Genomic DNA, 16,439 nt, shown 5'->3' with positions numbered 1-16,439 from the left:
ATGGGCGGCATTCTGGCGCGGCTGCTCGTGTCGACTTCCGGCGACGCGCTTTGGGCGACGTTCGAGGACAAGTACGTGCCCGAGGGCACCGATATCGATCGCGAGGACGAGCGGCTCGATCGGCTACTGAACTTCACGCCGATGCCGCAAATCGAGCGCGCCATATTTATCGCGGCCCCCCATCGAGGCACGCCGTTCGCGAGCAACCGGCTGTCGCGCTGGGCGGCCAACCTCGTGCGTCTGCCGCTTGCCCTGCTGAACGAGATCGAGGAAGTGATGCAGACGGCGACGAACATCGAACCGCAGGGACGGACCTTCCATGTGCCTAGCAGCATCGAACAGCTGCGCGAAAACGGGCCGCCCGAAGATTCCGACGATGGCGTGGTCCCTTATCGCAGCGCGCATCTCGTGGGCGCGCTGTCGGAGAAGGTGATTGTTGCTGGACACAGTGTGCAGGAGACGCCGCGGGCGATCCTCGAGATTCGGCGGATCTTGCATGAGGATATTGCGCAGATCGATCAGCGCGGGGAGGTTTGCGGGGAGGCTCGGATAGCGAAGTGATGGCGGCGGGGCCAGCTGTCTTTTGCGGCGGCTCGGACTTGGGCTCGGACTTGACGAGCTTGCTGTTGCTGGGCTCTGTTCGAATCACTGGTACAGCGTTCCGAATCAAGCCAGCGTGATCGAGGCAGGCGCGGAAGATTGGTTCGAATGAGCGGTCAGGTCAGCGGAACGCTCGAAATTCTTTCGCTACAAATTACGTATTGAATGTTACGGATTGGCGGGGCACGTGTGTTCATTCTGGCGTGTTGTCGCCGTTTGGTGGGAGTGATGGGGTATCGTGCACCAATTTGACTGATTGGCGTGAAACAATGGCGTGCATTGGCGAAAAAAGTCTTTTAAAACAATAGGTTGACACGCATAGAAGACGTTTCGCTATGTTTCACGCCGTGTCGGTTGGCGAGATTGGCCGAAGAATCGAAAATTCTCGCTCGTATTGGCTAAGAGTCACTCGTTTTTCGATATTTAGTTCGCAAAAGTTGACCGTATGTTCGGTCCCCGTATATTGTTAGGTTGCCGATGCGCGACTGCTGCATCTGCTGAAGTTCAAGTTGGCCACACGCCTGGCGACTGACAGTCGCTCGCATTGCGGATGCGCGATCGTCCTGCTAATCAATATCACAGGGCGGGCCGGGAGAGACTCTTTACGTTCGCGAGATTTGCGCGCTTGCCCTCACCTATCCTGCCGTCCATCGTCCGACGGATTTCTTGCGGATGATCTGAGAGCAGCGATGTTGATTTCGCGCTGAACGAGTGGTCTGACGCAGGCCCATCCGGGTGGCGTGAGATCCGATCGGACGGAGATCATTCGTTGCGGTCGAGTCACTCATTACTCCGGTGCTTGCCCAAAAATGATCGGCGCGGTTGCGATGCATCCCTTCGAATACTTCTATCTGGGTGTCTCCCCGGCGGGTGGGTAGATCGGTAGGCGTGACGACCGACATCAACTACCTTTAGAGTGTCCTCTCTTGACGACGGTGGGATGTTGGTTTAACGCGATTACGACCAATTCATCGCGGCCGGCAGGCGTTCGCGATTGACTTTCTGGTCGTCGATCGAGACGCTGGATCAGCAACAGGATCTGATTTGAGGACAAGCTTGCGCCGTGGCGAACACCGTTTGCGAAACGGCGATGCATCGTTTGAGAGAACGCGCGATACATGATTCGGGGTTCCTTAACGCGACGTTCCAGTAATAACTGGCTCCCGCCGGATCTTGACGCATGTCGTCTGTTCGCTGAGGCAAGCCCCATTCACAGCCCTTCCTTTGCGCGTTTGTTCGTGCCGCTTTCATTGCTAATCGTACGGAACAGCTTTTCCGGCAGAACGACTGCCGACTTTGCGGTCGATAAGCGGTGGCCTCAACGCTGCGCGCGTTCATTGCCTGAGGTACACCGGGAGAGTGAAGCATTCTTGCGGGACGTCGACGATCTTCGCCGAGGTTTGCTGCGGCCGACAGCGCCATCATGAACACAGCTGTTCATGGACAACCATGTGCAATGCATGTCGCGCACTAAGGGCCGCGGCCTTTCTCATTGAGAAGATTGGGACCGACGATAGCGGAGTCGAGTCGTCTCGGGGAAACGCGCTGATGCGGCGTTGGGTTGAGAATGACCGTGGATGGTCTGCCGGAATAGAGTTTACGTTTATAGGACAGAGGGCTGGCCCTTCATCCCGTCCGTCATATGTCGCCTGTGCGATTTTGTATGTGCTCCGGGTAATGTGACCGTCAACGAAGCAGCCGAACCCGGCTCAATGGATGCATCAGAAATCCCCAGTCATTGGCTGTCTCGCTCATGGCGAGCGGCTGCCCCGCCGCAGGTGCCTGCGAGATCGCTGCGAACGCAATACTGCGTGAATCGCTCCACGGGTCGTGCAAGGCACAAAGGATGTGCGTTCGCGCGGACGCGGCACGCTTTCATCGGCATCGGGGGTGCGTCGTCAAGAATGTCTAGAGTCTAGACACCGGATGGCGCAAAGGTAGGGCTGCGGGGTGAGTGTCTAGACTCTAGACACTCTTCGAGGTGGACCGATTTGATTGACCCAAAAAAAAGCCCGCACTAAGCGGGCCTTTTAACACTACAACCGAACCACCGATTAGCTCGTCTTCGGCTGCGATTGGAACATCTGTCCGATCAACTGTCGTATCTGAACTTCTTGCGCCTCGGTGATCACTCCGGTCTTGATCTTGATCGTGAAGTTACTCACATCCTTGGTGATGCTCCCAGCGTGCTCTCGTCCCGCGAAAAATTTCTCGATGCTGCGTCCGCTGGTACCACCCGACGTCGTCTGCCGGGTCGCCAGGGCGGTGATTGCCGCCGCGACCTTGCCCTGATCCATTTCGCCTCTCACCAACAGAGGCCAAATTTCGCGAGCGGCTTTAACGCCATCCTCGCCATGCTTTTTGATAGCCGCTGCAATTGCTTGCGCCGCAGTCCCGCCCAATAGTCGCGGTTGAATATCGAGATCTTTCTTGATGAAGTCCGGCAGATTGTCGAACGACAAGAACTGATACAGACCTGCCCGCGACAATCCCATCGCTTCCGCCAGTCGCTTGCGATTCGGGAACTCTGTTTCCGATCGACGAATCGCCACGCCGATTTCATAGTCAGCAAGGTCGTCGCGGCTAATGTTTTCGACCATTGCGAGCACGGCCATATCCGAGTCGGAGCAATCCGCGACCACGGCCTTGATCGTGTCCAGCCCCAACATTTTGTGCGCACGCCAGCGTCGTTCGCCGGCGACGATCTGATAGTCGTCCGCGACACGACGGACCACGATCGGCTGCATCAGTCCAACTTCGCGGATCGACTCCGCGAGCTCGGCTAACTTTGCTTCGTTGAACACGCGACGCGGCTGCCAAGGGTTCGGCAAGATGCCTGCAACCGCCAGTTGCGATGCGACGCCAGTCGATTCCAGTTCCTGCACGCGAAGTTGCGCAACGGCCAGCGCGCCGGCAAGGCCGGGCGCCGTTTGCGTGCGGTTGCTGCGCTTCACCTCGTCCTCGTTGATCGACGAAGTTTTGCGAATGCCCGAGGTCTTGGCCAGCAACTGTTCTCGCATATTGCTCATTGCGCGTTCCTCCATTTTTCCGAATAGATCTCGTCGATCCAGCGACAGTAGTCGACGAGAGGTTGCCGCACGCGTTGCAACGACTTGGCCGCGCTGTGATTGCTGCTGATGTCGAAGACGGTCGAGAACGCCAACGCCCCGGTGCTCATCACCGAGCTCGCCGGTACCTCGATCGAATGCAGCCAGTTTTCGTACGCGCTTTGCGCCCACGCGCGCACGATCGGCGCCGACGAGTTCCGCCCATAATCGACCCGCGACAACACCAGCGACACGAAGTCGTACTTCTTGTCCGTCTCGAATTTGATAAAGCTTTTGGACACGTCCGAGAAAAGTCGCCAGAACGACAGCGAGCTGATGAAGTCCAGGTTTTCCGGCACCATCGGCATCACCATGGCATCCGCGGCCATCAGCGCGTTCAGATTGAGGTACGACAGCGACGGCGACGTATCCATGAGAATGTAGTCGTACTTCTTGCGCAGCGGCTCGAGCCCTTGACGAAGCACGGTCCAGAAGCGAAAACCCGGTCGCATCTTTTGCATCGCCGGCAGATGGAACTCTGCTCCAATCAGTTCCGTGTGCGCAGGAATCACGTCGATGCCATCCCAGTACGTCGACTGGACCCGCCCCTCGAGGCCACCTTCGCTGTCCTGGTCGTAGACGTACGGCAATACTGTGTCTTCAGGCGTCACGTCTTTTTCCGCGTACAGTCCACACAGCTCCGAAAGCGACGCCTGCGGGTCGAGATCAACCACCAACACTTTGCGTCCCCGCAGCGACAGCCCCTGGGCGAGGCACATCGTCGTCGTCGTCTTGGCGGAGCCACCTTTGAGCTGCGCGGTGATAATGATCTTCCCGTCTGGCTCCTTCAGGCGCGTGACCAGCGGAGTCTGGTAGATGTCGGAAATCTTTTGTACCCAGATCCGCGCCTCTTCCAGCGTGAAGGTCCGGGTACGGCCCGTGCCTGCCGCCGTGCCCGAAGGCAGTTCTCCGTCGCCTTTTGTCGCGAGATACTGAACCTGCGAGTGTGAGACGTTGCACATCTCGGCAATCTCGCCGGTCTTGAAAACGGGAGCCGTTTTTCGAGGACGCGGAGCCAGAATCGTGTCACGCAGCTCATTAGTGAAAATGGTGACTTTTTCTGCGAACTCACTGATCTGCTCAAAGTGAACGGTTCGGTCTACGGCAGGAAGTTGGCTCGTTCTGACCATTCTGAGGTTTTTCCATAAAATTCCAGAAACCTCAGAATACAGGAAATACTTGAAAATAGCTTTTTAAATTACTGTTTTTATGCGGATTTTCTGCAAATTTCTGTATTTCCAGACCGTTTTCGGTTGCGGAATCGCCGTGGAAACTAAACGAGCCTAGAAACACTGCGTCCTCGAAGGCACAAATGACCTCACCTTTCTTCGCAATCTGGGTAGCGGAGTCGGCACTCCTGCTCGAGACTTAGGCACTTGGTGAGGTCATTTGTGCACTTTCTCATTTCCTGAAAGACCGGTCCGGCGATCTTTTGCACAACCGACCTCACCATTGTTAGATTTTCGCCACCCCCCCTGCGAGCGCTCCCCGAACTTAGAACGCAAATGCACAATCAACCTCACCCACAGAAGCGGCGACACACCGGCGCCAAGTCGTCAGCCAGACGGTTCAGCTCATCGCCAAGGGTTGCCAATCACCGTAGCAGCACAACCAACCTCACCTTGGCAACAGCTCTTCCAAACCCGCTCAACGTTTCGCACAATCAACCTCACCATGCTGCATCGCGCAATCTTCAGCCGCATTTATTTCTGTGTGCCGGGTTGGTAAGTTTTTTTAAAACCGAGAACAAACCCACAAACCAACGCAACCAAACACTATTCAATCTGTTCAAGCACTTAAGTTCCAAAAGGTGAGGTGCGTTGTGTCGAAGGTGAGGTTCGCTGTGCTCAGAGGTGCGGTTGGTTGTGCAGCAAGGTGAGACCGATTCCCCACCAAGGTGCGGTTCGATGTGTTTGCCGCTGCGTCAAATCGCGAAGGTGAGGTGGGTTGTGCAGCTACTGGGAACGAGGTTGAAAGGGCCGTCGCATAAGGCTTTGCATCGCGAACGCCCGCCCGCAAGGTGAGGTTCTTTGTGAGCATGGTGAGGTTCTGTGTGCCGAAACGCGGAAGGGACGCCGAAACGGCCTCCGCCGCGGTCGTTTGATGGTGAGGTTCTGTGTGTTGACAGCTCACCACCGCATGCTTACAGTCCCGGGAGCAAAAAAGTGGATGAAGAACATGGCCGCGGACAATCCGGAAGAGGGCAGGTCGAAAGCGACGTCACGCCAGATGGCGCTCGCGCTGTTCGAAGACATGTTCGATCAGGGATTGCGCATCAACGAGGCCAATCGCGAGATCGGTTATCAGCGCAACGATTTCTTCACCGAAATCGTCAATATGGGGCTGCCGGCGCGGCGCTTTCTCGATGCCGCGTACTTCATCGTCGCACAGGAGCCCGAGCAGCGCGATCAGTACGACGTCGAACTCAACTACTTCAAGTGGCTGATGCGTTACGACAGCCGCAACCTGAAGCACTTGCGCACGATCGCCGACGAAGCTCAGAACGCGAAAGTTCGCGTGACGAATACGCCCGCGGACCGCGATCCCAACGAAAACGATCTGTGGGTGCAGGTTCAGTTGATCGGCATGGTCGGTTTTCATCGCGGACGTATGCGTTTCGACGTCCATCCGCGGCTGGTGCCGCATATCCGCGATCCGCAGAAATCGCATTGGCTGAGCTTGCGCATTTCCACCGCGTTCACGCGCAGTCTAGCGCGCGCGATCTACGACAAAGTTTTGCCCAACGTGCCCGCGGGACGCACCGACTGGATCCAGCTCGAGGAAATGCGCAACTGGCCCGGCAAAATGGGCGCGAATGCCGCCATCTTCAAATACTTCAAGCGCGATTGGCTCGAGCCGGCGGTGCGCGAGATCAACGAAGTGTCGGACGTCGAGATGTCCTATGAGACGCGGACTGCATCCACGACGTCGAAGAAAATCGACCGCATCCGTTTCCTGCTCAAGCGCAAGGACACAGCCGACGCGGTACTCGCGAGCCTCGCCGACGCGAGCCATCTGTACAAGATTCTCACCGACGAATTCGGGCTCTCGACCAAGCAGTTCAGCGAGATTTCGGAGAACCGCGAACTCTGGACCGACGAACGTATCCAGCAGGCCGTCGAATACACGCGCTTCAGGGTCAAGCGCGGCCAGGTCAAGAAGAGCCCCGCGGGCTACCTGATGCGCGCGCTACGCGACAACTGGAAGATCTCCGACGCCGAGCGCACGATGGTCGACGTACAGGCCAAACTGCTCGCCGACGAAACGCAGGAACAGGCGGTCAAGACCGAAACGAGAAAGACCGTGGCGCACAGCATCGCGACGCGCGAAGAAGAAGTGCGCGCGCGCATGAACGAGGATTCGCGCAAGGGCCGCGACCATTTCAACGCCGCCGATGCGAAGACGCGCAAGGAACTGATGCATGCGTGGACGACGTCGCGCGAAGGCAAGCTGATGCTGCGTCGGATGAAGCTCGAACCGTCAACGGTCACCGAAGATGCGATTTTCGCGAATACCGAGCTGGTCTGGTATCTGGGGCAGTTCGTGTTCGGCCGGATGAATGCGGCGCGCGCGGCGGCGTGAAGTGAGCCGGAAATCGGCTGCAAAGCAGCCCAAACTGAGCCGACCGGCAAATAGAAAGGGGTCTTGCACTGACGGATAGCAACGTCAGTGCAAGACCCCTTGCTACTTCAGACGCTCAGAACGCTCAGAACGACCCGAACAGCGAGCCCAGCACGATCACCACCACCAGCGCGAGTAACGCGCCGAGAATCCCGACGATCACGATGTCGCGATAGCTTTCGCGGTGGTTCGACCCACACACGGCAAGCAGCGTCACGACCGCGCCGTTATGCGGCAGGCTGTCGAGTGTGCCTGAGGAAATCACGGCGACCCGATGCAGCAGCGCCGGGTCGATGCCGTATTGCGCAGCCAGTTGCAGATAGGTGCTGCCGAGCGCGTCGAGCGCAATGGTGAGACCGCCCGAGGCCGAGCCGGTCAGCGCCGCGAGCAGATTGGTGGCGACCGCGAGCGATACGAGCGGACCACCGCCGATACCCAGCACCCATTCGCGCACGAGCGCGAACGCTGGCAGCGCGGCGATCACCGCGCCATAGCCGACCAGACTGCCGACGCTGAGCACCGGCAGCACCGATGCATTCGCGCCCGCATCGATCGTCTCACGCAGCGCTGGCAGGCGATGCCGATTGAGCAGCACGAGCACGACGATCGCGACGGTGAGCGCCACGCACACGCCCCACACACCGCCGACCGCCGCAAGCGACGTCTCGCCCCAACGGACCTCGGTCAGATAGTCGGCGTCGATGCGCGGCAGCACGATCACGTTCATCACGAAGTTCGTCAGCACGACGAGCACGAGCGGCGTGAGCGCGACGCCGAACGAGGGCAGACTCTCGCTGACATGCCCGCGCTTCGCTTCCTCCGGATCGAAACTCTGCGATACGCTTGCGCGCTCGCGCACGAGGTTGTCGCTGGCCGGCGCCCCGGTGGATTTCACCGCCGCCTCGAGTCCGTCGAATCCTTCATTGGCCGCCTTCGCGCGCGATTGCTGCAAGGACAACCACCAGAGCCCGAACACCACCATCACGATACTCGCGATGATGCCAAGCCCAGGCGCCGCAAACGGCGTCGTACCAAAGAACGGCATCGGGATCGCGTTCTGGATAGCCGGTGTGCCGGGCAGCGCGGACATCGTGAACGTCGACGTGCCGAGCGCGATCGCGGCCGGCATCAGACGGCGCGGAATATTGGCGGCCTGGAAGAGGGCGGTGGCCATCGGCGCGAGCACGAAGAACGCCACGAAGAGGCTGACGCCGCCATAGGTGACGAGTGCGCCACCGATCACGACCGCGAGAATCGCCCGATGCGCGCCAAGCTTCTCCGTCATGTAACTGGCGATCGCCTTCACGGAGCCGCTGTCTTCCATCAGCTTGCCGAACAGCGCGCCGAGCAGGAACAACGGAAAGAACTGCGCGAGAAAGCGCGCGGCGCTGAGCATGAAGGTCTGGGTCCAATGCGCGAGAATCGGTTCGCCCGAAATCGCGGCGGCCAGCATCGCGGCGAACGGCGCGAGCAGCAGCACGGTCCAGCCGCGGTACGCGAAGCCGATCAGCAGCGCGAGACTCGCGAGCATGCCGAAAAGCCCTAGACCGATCGCGAGCGGTGACAGGGTGATGACTTCCATGGTCAGACTCCGTCGAGCAACGCGTCGAGATCCAGCGAGGAGCGCACGCCGATCGAATCGCCGTGCTCGGCGAGGAACGCTTCGGCGGCACGCCGGCCTTCGTCGCGCAGCATCGTCAGAAAGCTCCACTCAGCGTTCAGCTTCGACGAGTAGCCGAGTTCGGTCATCAGCTCGCTCGCGATCCGATGGATGCGCATCGCCGCCCAATGGCGGCCTTCGTCGCTGCCGGGGTCCGCCGCGCGGCGCAGCAGCGCGATCATGCGCAGCTCTTTCAGCAGCGGCGCGTTGAAGGCAACTTCGTTCAGGCGACTGATGATGTCGCGCGCGGTGCGCGGGGTTTCGTCCCGCACGACGGGATTGACCTGGATCAGCAGCGTGTCGCTCGACGTGCATTCGCGTACCAGCGGCGTCATGGTCGGATTACCGGCATAGCCGCCGTCCCAGTAGTCTTCACCGTCGATCTGCACGGCCTGAAACAGCGTGGGCAGGCAGCCGGAGGCGAGCAGCACGTCAGGCGTCAGGTCGCCATTGCGAAACACACGCGCCTGGCCCGTGCGCACGCGCGTCGCGGTGATGAACAGCTTGATCGGCGCGTCGCGCAGATGCGCGAAATCGATCGAGTCCTGCAGAATCTTCGCCAGCGGATGTACGCCGCGCGGGTTCAGGTCGTAGGGAGAAAACACGCGCGCCGCGAGGTCCATCGCGATGAAGAGCGGCGAGTAGTCGAGCGTCCAGCGGCCCATCAACACGTCGAACGGGGTACGGCGAAACGGGCTGTACACCGATGCTTCGAATACTCGCCGCCAGAAGGCTTCGAGCGCGGCGCGCGCGCCGGCCGCGCCGTCTGCCTGATAGCCGCTCACCAGCACCGCGGCGTTCATCGCGCCAGCCGACGTACCCGATATTCCTTCGATCCGCAGCCACGACTCTTCGAGCAAACGGTCGAGGACGCCCCATGTAAAAGCACCGTGCGATCCGCCGCCTTGCAATGCGAGGTCGATAAGGGCGGGTTCGCGGTGGGTGGGTTGGTTTTTTGTTGCAGCCAAGACGACTCCGGTAGTGAGGAGTGCTCCATTTCGCGAGCTGACGCCGCATGCACGGCGGACGAATGAACTGCTGGCCAATGCTGTGAACTACCGAATGAGGTGAGGCGTGTTTCAAAGGCGAAACATCGCACTGCACCATTGGTATTGGAAGTGGCCGGTGACTAAAAGTCAAGCGTATTCAACTTGATTCACGGAGCTTGCGAGCAACCGGCTCGTGGCCGTCATCGCCCGCTTGCTGGTCACGCGCGATTGTGCCTGGCAATGCCGGCCATTCAAGCGGAATATAGAAAATCCGATTGGTCACGCCGAGGTCAAAAACAGCGTGTAAGGAGGCCGGCCGGCGCGCCCCGTCGTGCCGCTTAAATGCTAACTCGCGTGTATATCTTCGCTGTTTCGCCTTGCGCTAATCGCCGCGGCGTATTGCAATGTAATGTATCGTCTCGGCCGCCGGATACATTACGACATAATTCGACTGATGAACCGGGCTATAAAGCAGGCATCGTCAAATCACGGAGAGCATCATGAACGCCGGGTTGCTGCAAGGGTCCTGCCACTGCGGGGCCGTCAAGTTCGAAGTTCGCACCGAAATCGTTCCGGCTGGTCGTTGCAACTGCAGCCTGTGCCGCCGCAAGGGCGCGCTGATGACGCCGCTCTTTCCCGCCAGTCAGTTGAAGATTCTGAGTGGCGAGGATTCGCTGACGCTATACCAGTTCAACACGAAGGTCGCGAAACACTACTTCTGCAAGCATTGCGGCATCTATCCTTTTCATCAGACGCGCAAGGATCCGCAGCAATGGCGCGTCAATATCGGCTGCCTCGACGGGTTCGATCCTTACGCGCTCGAAGCCGGCGTGGCCGATGGCGCGAGTCTTTCCGTGCTGGAGGACGCATGAGACGCCTGTTTGCCATCGCTGTGTTCGTGGCGGGCGGCTTCGCGGCCGAACTCGCGCATCCGTTGCAGTGTTCATTGATCCAGTCGAGCGGCGTGCAACTCAAACGCCGCAGCAGATAATCCGTCGATGGAAACCTCCGACCACGTACTGATCGTCGATGACGATCGCGGTATCCGTGAACTGCTCGCGGGATACCTCGAGAAAAACGGCGTGCGTGTCTCGCTCGCGGCCAATGGCCGCCAGATGCGCGCCGCGCTCGAGAACGGCGCGCCCGACCTGATCGTGCTCGACCTGATGCTGCCCGGCGAAGACGGCCTCGTGCTGTGCCGTGAGTTGCGCGCGGGCAAGTTCCGCACAGTGCCGATCCTGATGCTGACGGCGCGCAGCGAGGAAGCGGACCGGATCGTCGGCCTCGAAATGGGCGCCGACGATTACCTGATCAAACCGTTCGCCGCACGCGAGTTGCTCGCGCGAATCCGTTCGGTGCTGCGCCGCGCGCGCATGCTGCCGCCCGGCATGGAGGTGACGGAGTCGGCGCCGATGCTGTGCTTCGGCGACTGGCGGCTCGACACGACCGCGCGCCATCTGCTCGACGCGGACGGAACCGAGGTGGCGTTGAGCGGCGCGGAGTACCGTCTGTTGCGTGTGTTTCTCGATCATCCGCAGCGCGTGCTCACGCGCGATCAGTTGCTGAACCTCACCCAGGGACGCCAGGCCGATCCGTTCGACCGCTCGATCGATCTGATGGTGAGCCGCCTGCGTCAACGCCTGCGGGACGGCGCGCGCGAGCCGCGCTACATCAAGACGCTGCGCAGCGAGGGCTATGTGTTTTCAGCGGCCGTGACCGCGATCGGAGATCCGCAATGAGCGCATCTCCATCACCGTCGTTGCTGCGCTGGCCGCATTGGCCGCGCACGCTGTTCGCGCGGCTCGCGGTGATTTTGTTCGTCGGGCTCGCGCTTGCGCAGGCGCTGTCGTTCTGGCTCACGATGACCGAGCGCGACCAGACGATGACCAACATCATGATGGGCTACATCGAGCGCGAGGTGGCGAGCTCGGTCGCGCTGCTCGATCATCTGCCGCCCGACGAGCGCGCCCAGTGGCTGCCGCGGCTCGCGCGGCGCAGCTATGAGTTCGTGCTCGGCCCGGGCGTGCCAGGCACCCCGGTCGACGCGAGCCTGTCGGCACGCGTCGCGCAGTCGATCGGCGATGGCATCGGCACGCGTTATCCGTTGACCGTCAACGCAGTGCCGGGCGATCGCGAGCGTCTGCAGGTGCACCTGAAACTGAGCGACGGCACGCCGCTCACCATCGACCTGCGGCCGATGCCCGGCGCCCCGTTGTCGCGCTGGCTGCCGCTCGTGCTGACGCTGCAGCTGCTCGTGCTCGCGGCCTGCTGCTGGCTGGCGGTACGGCTCGCGACGCGCCCGCTCAATCAGCTCGCAGTCGCGGCCGACACGCTCGGCCCCGACCTGAAGGCCGCGCGTCTGCGCGAAGCCGGTCCGTCCGAAGTGGCGCGCGCCGCGCGCGCGTTCAACGCGATGCAGGACCGGATCGCCACGTACATGACCGAGCGCATGCAGATTCTCGCGGCGATTTCGCACGATTTGCAGACGCCGATCACGCGCATGCGTCTGCGTGTCGACACGATGGACAACGACAGCGAGGCCGCAAAGCTGCGCCAGGATCTGCAGGAAATGGAGGCGCTGGTCAAGGAAGGGGTCACCTATGCGCGCACGATGCATGGCACGACCGAGGTGCCGCGCCGCATCGATCCCGATGCACTGTTCGACAGCCTGGTGTGCGATTACGTCGACGCGGGTCAGCAAGTGTCACTGCAGGGCCACTTCGGCCAGTCGCTGACGATGCGTCCGCAGGCGTTGAAGCGCATCGTCGGCAATCTGGTCGATAACGCGCTGAGGTACGGCGGCGCCGCGCAGATCGATATCGGGGCGTTGCACGATGGCGAGGCTACCGTGTCGGTGCTCGATCGCGGTCCCGGCATTCCGGTCGAGTCGCTGGAGACGGTGTTCGAGCCGTTCGTGCGGCTCGAAGGGTCGCGCAATCGTCAAACGGGCGGCACGGGGCTGGGGCTCGCGATCGCGCGGCAACTCGCGCTCGCGATGGATGCGACGCTCACGCTGCACAACCGCGTCGGCGGCGGTCTCGAAGCGCGGCTGACGTTGAGGAAGTTGCGCGAGTCATAGTTGGACCTCTTGCGGCGCGGACACGCGGACGATTCCGTCAGAAAAATTCACAAAGCCCGCCATTACGAAATCGTCGTCGGGTTTGGGACTATTAATGATCCCCGCGCGCCAATTTCGAGCTGTCGCTCTGGTGCTTCTCAGTAGTTCTGAACGACCACCGGTTCAGCTCGCTTCAGCGATTCCCCATCATTTGAGAAAACCGCGGCGGTGATGCGGCAGGTCGCATCATTGTTAAATCATCGATATTCAAAGCGGCTTATCGATGCGAGCGATTCAGATGCGTGGTGAATTGTTAATTCGCAAATTCAACCAGATTCGGCAACGCAGCATCGATGGATTCGATCGCATCGCGAGCCACAGTCCGTTACCTTGTCTTCGATAAATTGACAAACGCCAATGGACAGACCATTCTTTTCGTGTGGTGGTTGCAGAGTAGCGCGGCTGATCAACAGCAAGATTGGCCGAGAGACACGTTTCGTTCGAATCTGATTAAAGATCCTTGTTAAAAAGGTAACTAAAAGGAATCCGAATGGCGTCCACTCCACAAAAGATGTCAAAAATGCAACTCACCGGGATGGTGGTGGGCGGCATGGTCGGAGCCGGAATATTTTCCCTGCCGCGCACTTTTGCCAATGCCACCGGTCCGGTGGGTGCCGTGATTGCCTGGCTGATTGCGGGCACGGGCATGTATATGCTGGCGCGCGTATTTCAGGCGCTGGCGGAACGCAAGCCCGAACTGGACGCCGGCGTGTTTGCGTATGCGAAAGCGGGCTTTGGCGATTATCCGGGCTTTCTCTCCGCATTTGGCTATTGGATCGGTAGCTGTATCGGCAACGTTTCTTACTGGGTGCTGATCAAGTCGACACTCGGCGCGTTTTTTCCCGTGTTCGGCGACGGCAATACGGTCGTCGCGATCGTCGTTGCATCGATCGGCATCTGGCTATTTCATTTCATGATCCTGAAGGGCGTGCAGCAGGCGGCCTTCATCAACAGTATCGTCACGGTCGCCAAGATCATTCCGATTCTGGTGTTCATCTTGATCCTGATCTTCGGCTTCCGGTTGGACCTGTTCCAGGCCAACCTCTACGGCGGAGGACTCGAAGGCAATATCCTCGAGCAGGTGCGGGCCACGATGCTGGTCACGGTGTTCGTGTTCATCGGTATCGAAGGGGCGAGCGTTTATTCCCGTTATGCGAAGAAGCGTTCCGATGTCGGCCAGTCGACGATTCTCGGCTTCGTCGTCGTGACCTCGCTGATGGTGCTCGTGACGATGCTGCCTTACGCAGTGCTCCAGCGCGCCGACATCGCGGCCATGCGGCAGCCGTCGATGGCGGCGGTGCTCGAAGCGGTGGTCGGTCATTGGGGCGCGGTTTTCGTCAGCATAGGTTTGCTGATTTCGGTACTGGGCGCTTATCTCGCCTGGTCGCTGATCTGCGCCGAAGTGTTGTTCACGGCGGCAAAGACCGAAGACATGCCCGCTGTATTCGCGAGGGAAAACGCCAACAAGGTACCTGCCAATGCATTGTGGCTGACCAACATCGTGGTGCAGCTGCTCGTCATCAGCACCTACTTCTCGCGCGATGCATTCGCGCTGATGCTGAATCTGACGAGCGCGATGTCGTTGATTCCGTACCTCTTCGTCGCGGCGTTCGGCTGCATGAACGCGAATCGCGGCGACGGTTACGACGTGCGCGCCGACGAGCGCCGGCGTGACTTCATCATGGCCGCAATCGCCTCGATCTATACGGTCTTCATGATCTGGGCGGGTGGCCTGAAATTCATTCTGCTTTCCGCCGTGCTGTATGCGCCAGGAACGGCGCTTTATGTCTGGGCTCGGCGCGAGCAGAACAAGAATGTCTTCATCGTTTCCGACTGGATCATTTTCATCGTTGCGATCATTGGCGCGATCATCGGCATCTATGGCCTCGTAACCGGAAGGATCGCGATTTAGCTTTAATGAAATCCGATTGAACGGAGCGGGCCAACATTGGCATTCAGGAGATCATCATGGCGAACACGGACGCGAAAGCGGGTGAATTGGGTGTCTACTCGGAAGTCGGGCAGCTGCGCAAAGTGATGGTCTGCGCACCGGGGCTCGCGCATCAGCGTCTTACCCCGAGCAATTGCGATGAACTGCTGTTCGACGACGTACTGTGGGTCGAGAACGCGAAGCGCGACCACTTCGACTTCGTCACGAAGATGCGCGACCGCGGCGTCGAAGTGGTGGAGATGCACAATCTGCTCGCCGAAACGGTCGCGGTGCCCGAAGGCAAGAAGTGGATTCTCGACAACCAGGTGGTGCCGAATCAGGTCGGCCTCGGCTTTATCGATGAATTGAGAAGCTATCTGGAAGGGCTCGACAATCGCAAGCTGGCCGAAACGCTGATTGGCGGGCTATCCACTCACGACTTCCCGGAAGCGCACGGCGGCAAGGCGCTGGAGGTCGCGAAAGAAGCGGCGGGCGGCACCGAATATCTGCTGCCGCCGCTGCCGAACACGCTGTACACGCGTGACACGACGTGCTGGATCTATGGCGGCGTCACGCTGAATGCGCTGTACTGGCCGGCCCGCCACGAGGAGACGATCCTGACCACGGCGATCTACAAGTTCCACCCCGATTTCGCGGGCAAGGTCAACGTGTGGTGGGGCGACCCGACTCAGGACCACGGTCTCGCCACGCTGGAAGGCGGCGATGTGATGCCGATCGGCAAGGGCGTCGTGCTGATCGGCATGAGCGAGCGCACCTCGCGGCAGGCCATCAGTCAACTGGCTGCAATGCTGTTCAAGAAGGGCGCGGCCGAGCGCGTGATCGTCGCGGCGATGCCGAAGATTCGCGCGGCAATGCACCTCGATACCGTGTTCACGTTCGCCGATCGCGATTGCGTACTGGTCGCCCCGGACTTCATGGCGAAGACGCGCACCTATTCGTATCGGCCGAGCAGCCATCCGAGCGGCGTCGAGTTGCACGCCGAAAACAAGCCGTTCACCGACGTCGTCGCCGAGGCGCTCGGGCTGAAGCATCTGCGCGTGGTCGAGGCGGGCGGCAGCGACTATCAACGCGAGCGCACGCAGTGGGATAGCGGTGCGAACCTCGTGTGCGCGTCCCCGGGCGTCGTCTATGCATACGACCGCAACACGTACACGAACACGCTGTTGCGCAAGCAGGGCATCGAGGTGATTACGATCGTCGGTGCGGAGCTGGGCCGTGGACGTGGCGGCGGTCACTGCATGACCTGCCCGATCATCCGCGATGCGGTCGACTATTGATCAGTCAAGCGAATCAATCTGGCCGGTGACTGGCAAAGTGTCGCCCGCTCGTTGAAGTGGCGAGCGGGCGACAGCGCCGCGCGCGCGTCCGCCGCCGCCAGGAACGGCGCGATCCG

12 protein-coding genes are annotated in these 16,439 nt (G+C 60.3%); 8 read left to right on the top strand and 4 right to left on the bottom strand.

From position 1 onward, the window contains the following. Nucleotides 1-561: a hypothetical protein gene (locus OKW37_RS38810; protein ID WP_429402066.1), complete on the top strand. Its 561-nt coding sequence runs from the start codon at nucleotides 1-3 to the stop codon at nucleotides 559-561. 2,093 nt (nucleotides 562-2,654) lie between these two features. Here OKW37_RS38810 and OKW37_RS38805 read toward each other — a convergent pair. Together OKW37_RS38805 and OKW37_RS38800 are read right to left on the bottom strand one after the other, a co-directional pair. Then, on the bottom strand, nucleotides 2,655-3,629 hold the full coding sequence (locus tag OKW37_RS38805; RefSeq protein WP_184061763.1) for a ParB/RepB/Spo0J family partition protein: 975 nt from the start codon (nucleotides 3,627-3,629) through the stop codon (nucleotides 2,655-2,657). Next, nucleotides 3,626-4,837 (bottom strand): ParA family protein, encoded by a 1,212-nt coding sequence (locus tag OKW37_RS38800; protein ID WP_184061762.1) that lies wholly within the window; start codon nucleotides 4,835-4,837, stop codon nucleotides 3,626-3,628. The genes OKW37_RS38805 and OKW37_RS38800 overlap by 4 nt, the downstream gene beginning before the upstream one ends. A gap of 1,048 nt (nucleotides 4,838-5,885) precedes the next feature. Between OKW37_RS38800 and OKW37_RS38795 the strand changes: the two genes are divergently transcribed. Beyond that, nucleotides 5,886-7,289, top strand: a complete 1,404-nt coding sequence (locus tag OKW37_RS38795; protein WP_167368809.1) for a replication initiation protein — start codon at nucleotides 5,886-5,888, stop codon at nucleotides 7,287-7,289. A 124-nt stretch (nucleotides 7,290-7,413) separates the two neighbouring features. Here OKW37_RS38795 and OKW37_RS38790 read toward each other — a convergent pair whose 3' ends face one another. Together OKW37_RS38790 and OKW37_RS38785 are read right to left on the bottom strand one after the other, a co-directional pair. Further along, nucleotides 7,414-8,910, bottom strand: a complete 1,497-nt coding sequence (locus OKW37_RS38790; protein ID WP_429402068.1) for a GntP family permease — start codon at nucleotides 8,908-8,910, stop codon at nucleotides 7,414-7,416. A 2-nt stretch (nucleotides 8,911-8,912) separates the two neighbouring features. Next, nucleotides 8,913-9,956 (bottom strand): patatin-like phospholipase family protein, encoded by a 1,044-nt coding sequence (locus OKW37_RS38785; RefSeq protein WP_184061761.1) that lies wholly within the window; start codon nucleotides 9,954-9,956, stop codon nucleotides 8,913-8,915. Between the two features lie 521 nt (nucleotides 9,957-10,477). On the opposite strand from OKW37_RS38785, the gene OKW37_RS38780 reads away from it, so the two are divergent. The 6 genes from OKW37_RS38780 (at nucleotide 10,478) to arcA (ending at nucleotide 16,323) form a co-directional block, all read left to right on the top strand. Further along, complete coding sequence (locus OKW37_RS38780) at nucleotides 10,478-10,849, top strand: GFA family protein (RefSeq protein WP_429402071.1); 372 nt, start codon at nucleotides 10,478-10,480, stop codon at nucleotides 10,847-10,849. After that, complete coding sequence (locus OKW37_RS38775; protein ID WP_429355143.1) at nucleotides 10,846-10,968, top strand: hypothetical protein; 123 nt, start codon at nucleotides 10,846-10,848, stop codon at nucleotides 10,966-10,968. Before OKW37_RS38780 ends, OKW37_RS38775 begins: the two co-directional genes overlap by 4 nt. A gap of 7 nt (nucleotides 10,969-10,975) precedes the next feature. Next, nucleotides 10,976-11,716 (top strand): response regulator, encoded by a 741-nt coding sequence (locus OKW37_RS38770; RefSeq protein WP_429355142.1) that lies wholly within the window; start codon nucleotides 10,976-10,978, stop codon nucleotides 11,714-11,716. Further along, entirely contained in the window at nucleotides 11,713-13,056 is a 1,344-nt protein-coding gene (locus OKW37_RS38765; RefSeq protein ID WP_090810663.1) for an ATP-binding protein, read from the top strand. The genes OKW37_RS38770 and OKW37_RS38765 overlap by 4 nt, the downstream gene beginning before the upstream one ends. 529 nt (nucleotides 13,057-13,585) lie before the next feature. Beyond that, entirely contained in the window at nucleotides 13,586-15,007 is a 1,422-nt protein-coding gene (locus OKW37_RS38760; protein ID WP_429487717.1) for a basic amino acid/polyamine antiporter, read from the top strand. A gap of 56 nt (nucleotides 15,008-15,063) precedes the next feature. Continuing rightward, a complete protein-coding gene (gene arcA / locus OKW37_RS38755; protein WP_184061759.1) occupies nucleotides 15,064-16,323 on the top strand; it encodes an arginine deiminase in 1,260 nt (419 codons plus the stop codon). The last annotated feature ends 116 nt before the right edge of the window (nucleotides 16,324-16,439 follow it).

The sequence above is a fragment of the Paraburkholderia sp. MM5482-R2 genome, assembly GCF_050436125.1.
Taxonomy (GTDB): Bacteria; Pseudomonadota; Gammaproteobacteria; order Burkholderiales; family Burkholderiaceae; genus Paraburkholderia; species Paraburkholderia tuberum.
The sequence above is the reverse complement of the archived record's forward strand: the minus strand, read 5'-3'. Positions and strand labels throughout refer to the sequence as shown.

Excerpts from the sequence above, each read along its gene's own strand:
- OKW37_RS38810 (WP_429402066.1), top strand. The coding sequence starts at position 1 with ATGGGCGGCATTCTGGCGCGGCTGCTCGTGTCGACTTCCGGCGACGCG.
- OKW37_RS38805 (WP_184061763.1), bottom strand. The coding sequence starts at position 3,629 with ATGAGCAATATGCGAGAACAGTTGCTGGCCAAGACCTCGGGCATTCGC.
- OKW37_RS38800 (WP_184061762.1), bottom strand. The coding sequence starts at position 4,837 with ATGGTCAGAACGAGCCAACTTCCTGCCGTAGACCGAACCGTTCACTTT.
- OKW37_RS38795 (WP_167368809.1), top strand. The coding sequence starts at position 5,886 with ATGGCCGCGGACAATCCGGAAGAGGGCAGGTCGAAAGCGACGTCACGC.
- OKW37_RS38790 (WP_429402068.1), bottom strand. The coding sequence starts at position 8,910 with ATGGAAGTCATCACCCTGTCACCGCTCGCGATCGGTCTAGGGCTTTTC.
- OKW37_RS38780 (WP_429402071.1), top strand. The coding sequence starts at position 10,478 with ATGAACGCCGGGTTGCTGCAAGGGTCCTGCCACTGCGGGGCCGTCAAG.
- OKW37_RS38775 (WP_429355143.1), top strand. The coding sequence starts at position 10,846 with ATGAGACGCCTGTTTGCCATCGCTGTGTTCGTGGCGGGCGGCTTCGCG.
- OKW37_RS38770 (WP_429355142.1), top strand. The coding sequence starts at position 10,976 with ATGGAAACCTCCGACCACGTACTGATCGTCGATGACGATCGCGGTATC.
- OKW37_RS38765 (WP_090810663.1), top strand. The coding sequence starts at position 11,713 with ATGAGCGCATCTCCATCACCGTCGTTGCTGCGCTGGCCGCATTGGCCG.
- OKW37_RS38760 (WP_429487717.1), top strand. The coding sequence starts at position 13,586 with ATGGCGTCCACTCCACAAAAGATGTCAAAAATGCAACTCACCGGGATG.
- arcA (WP_184061759.1), top strand. The coding sequence starts at position 15,064 with ATGGCGAACACGGACGCGAAAGCGGGTGAATTGGGTGTCTACTCGGAA.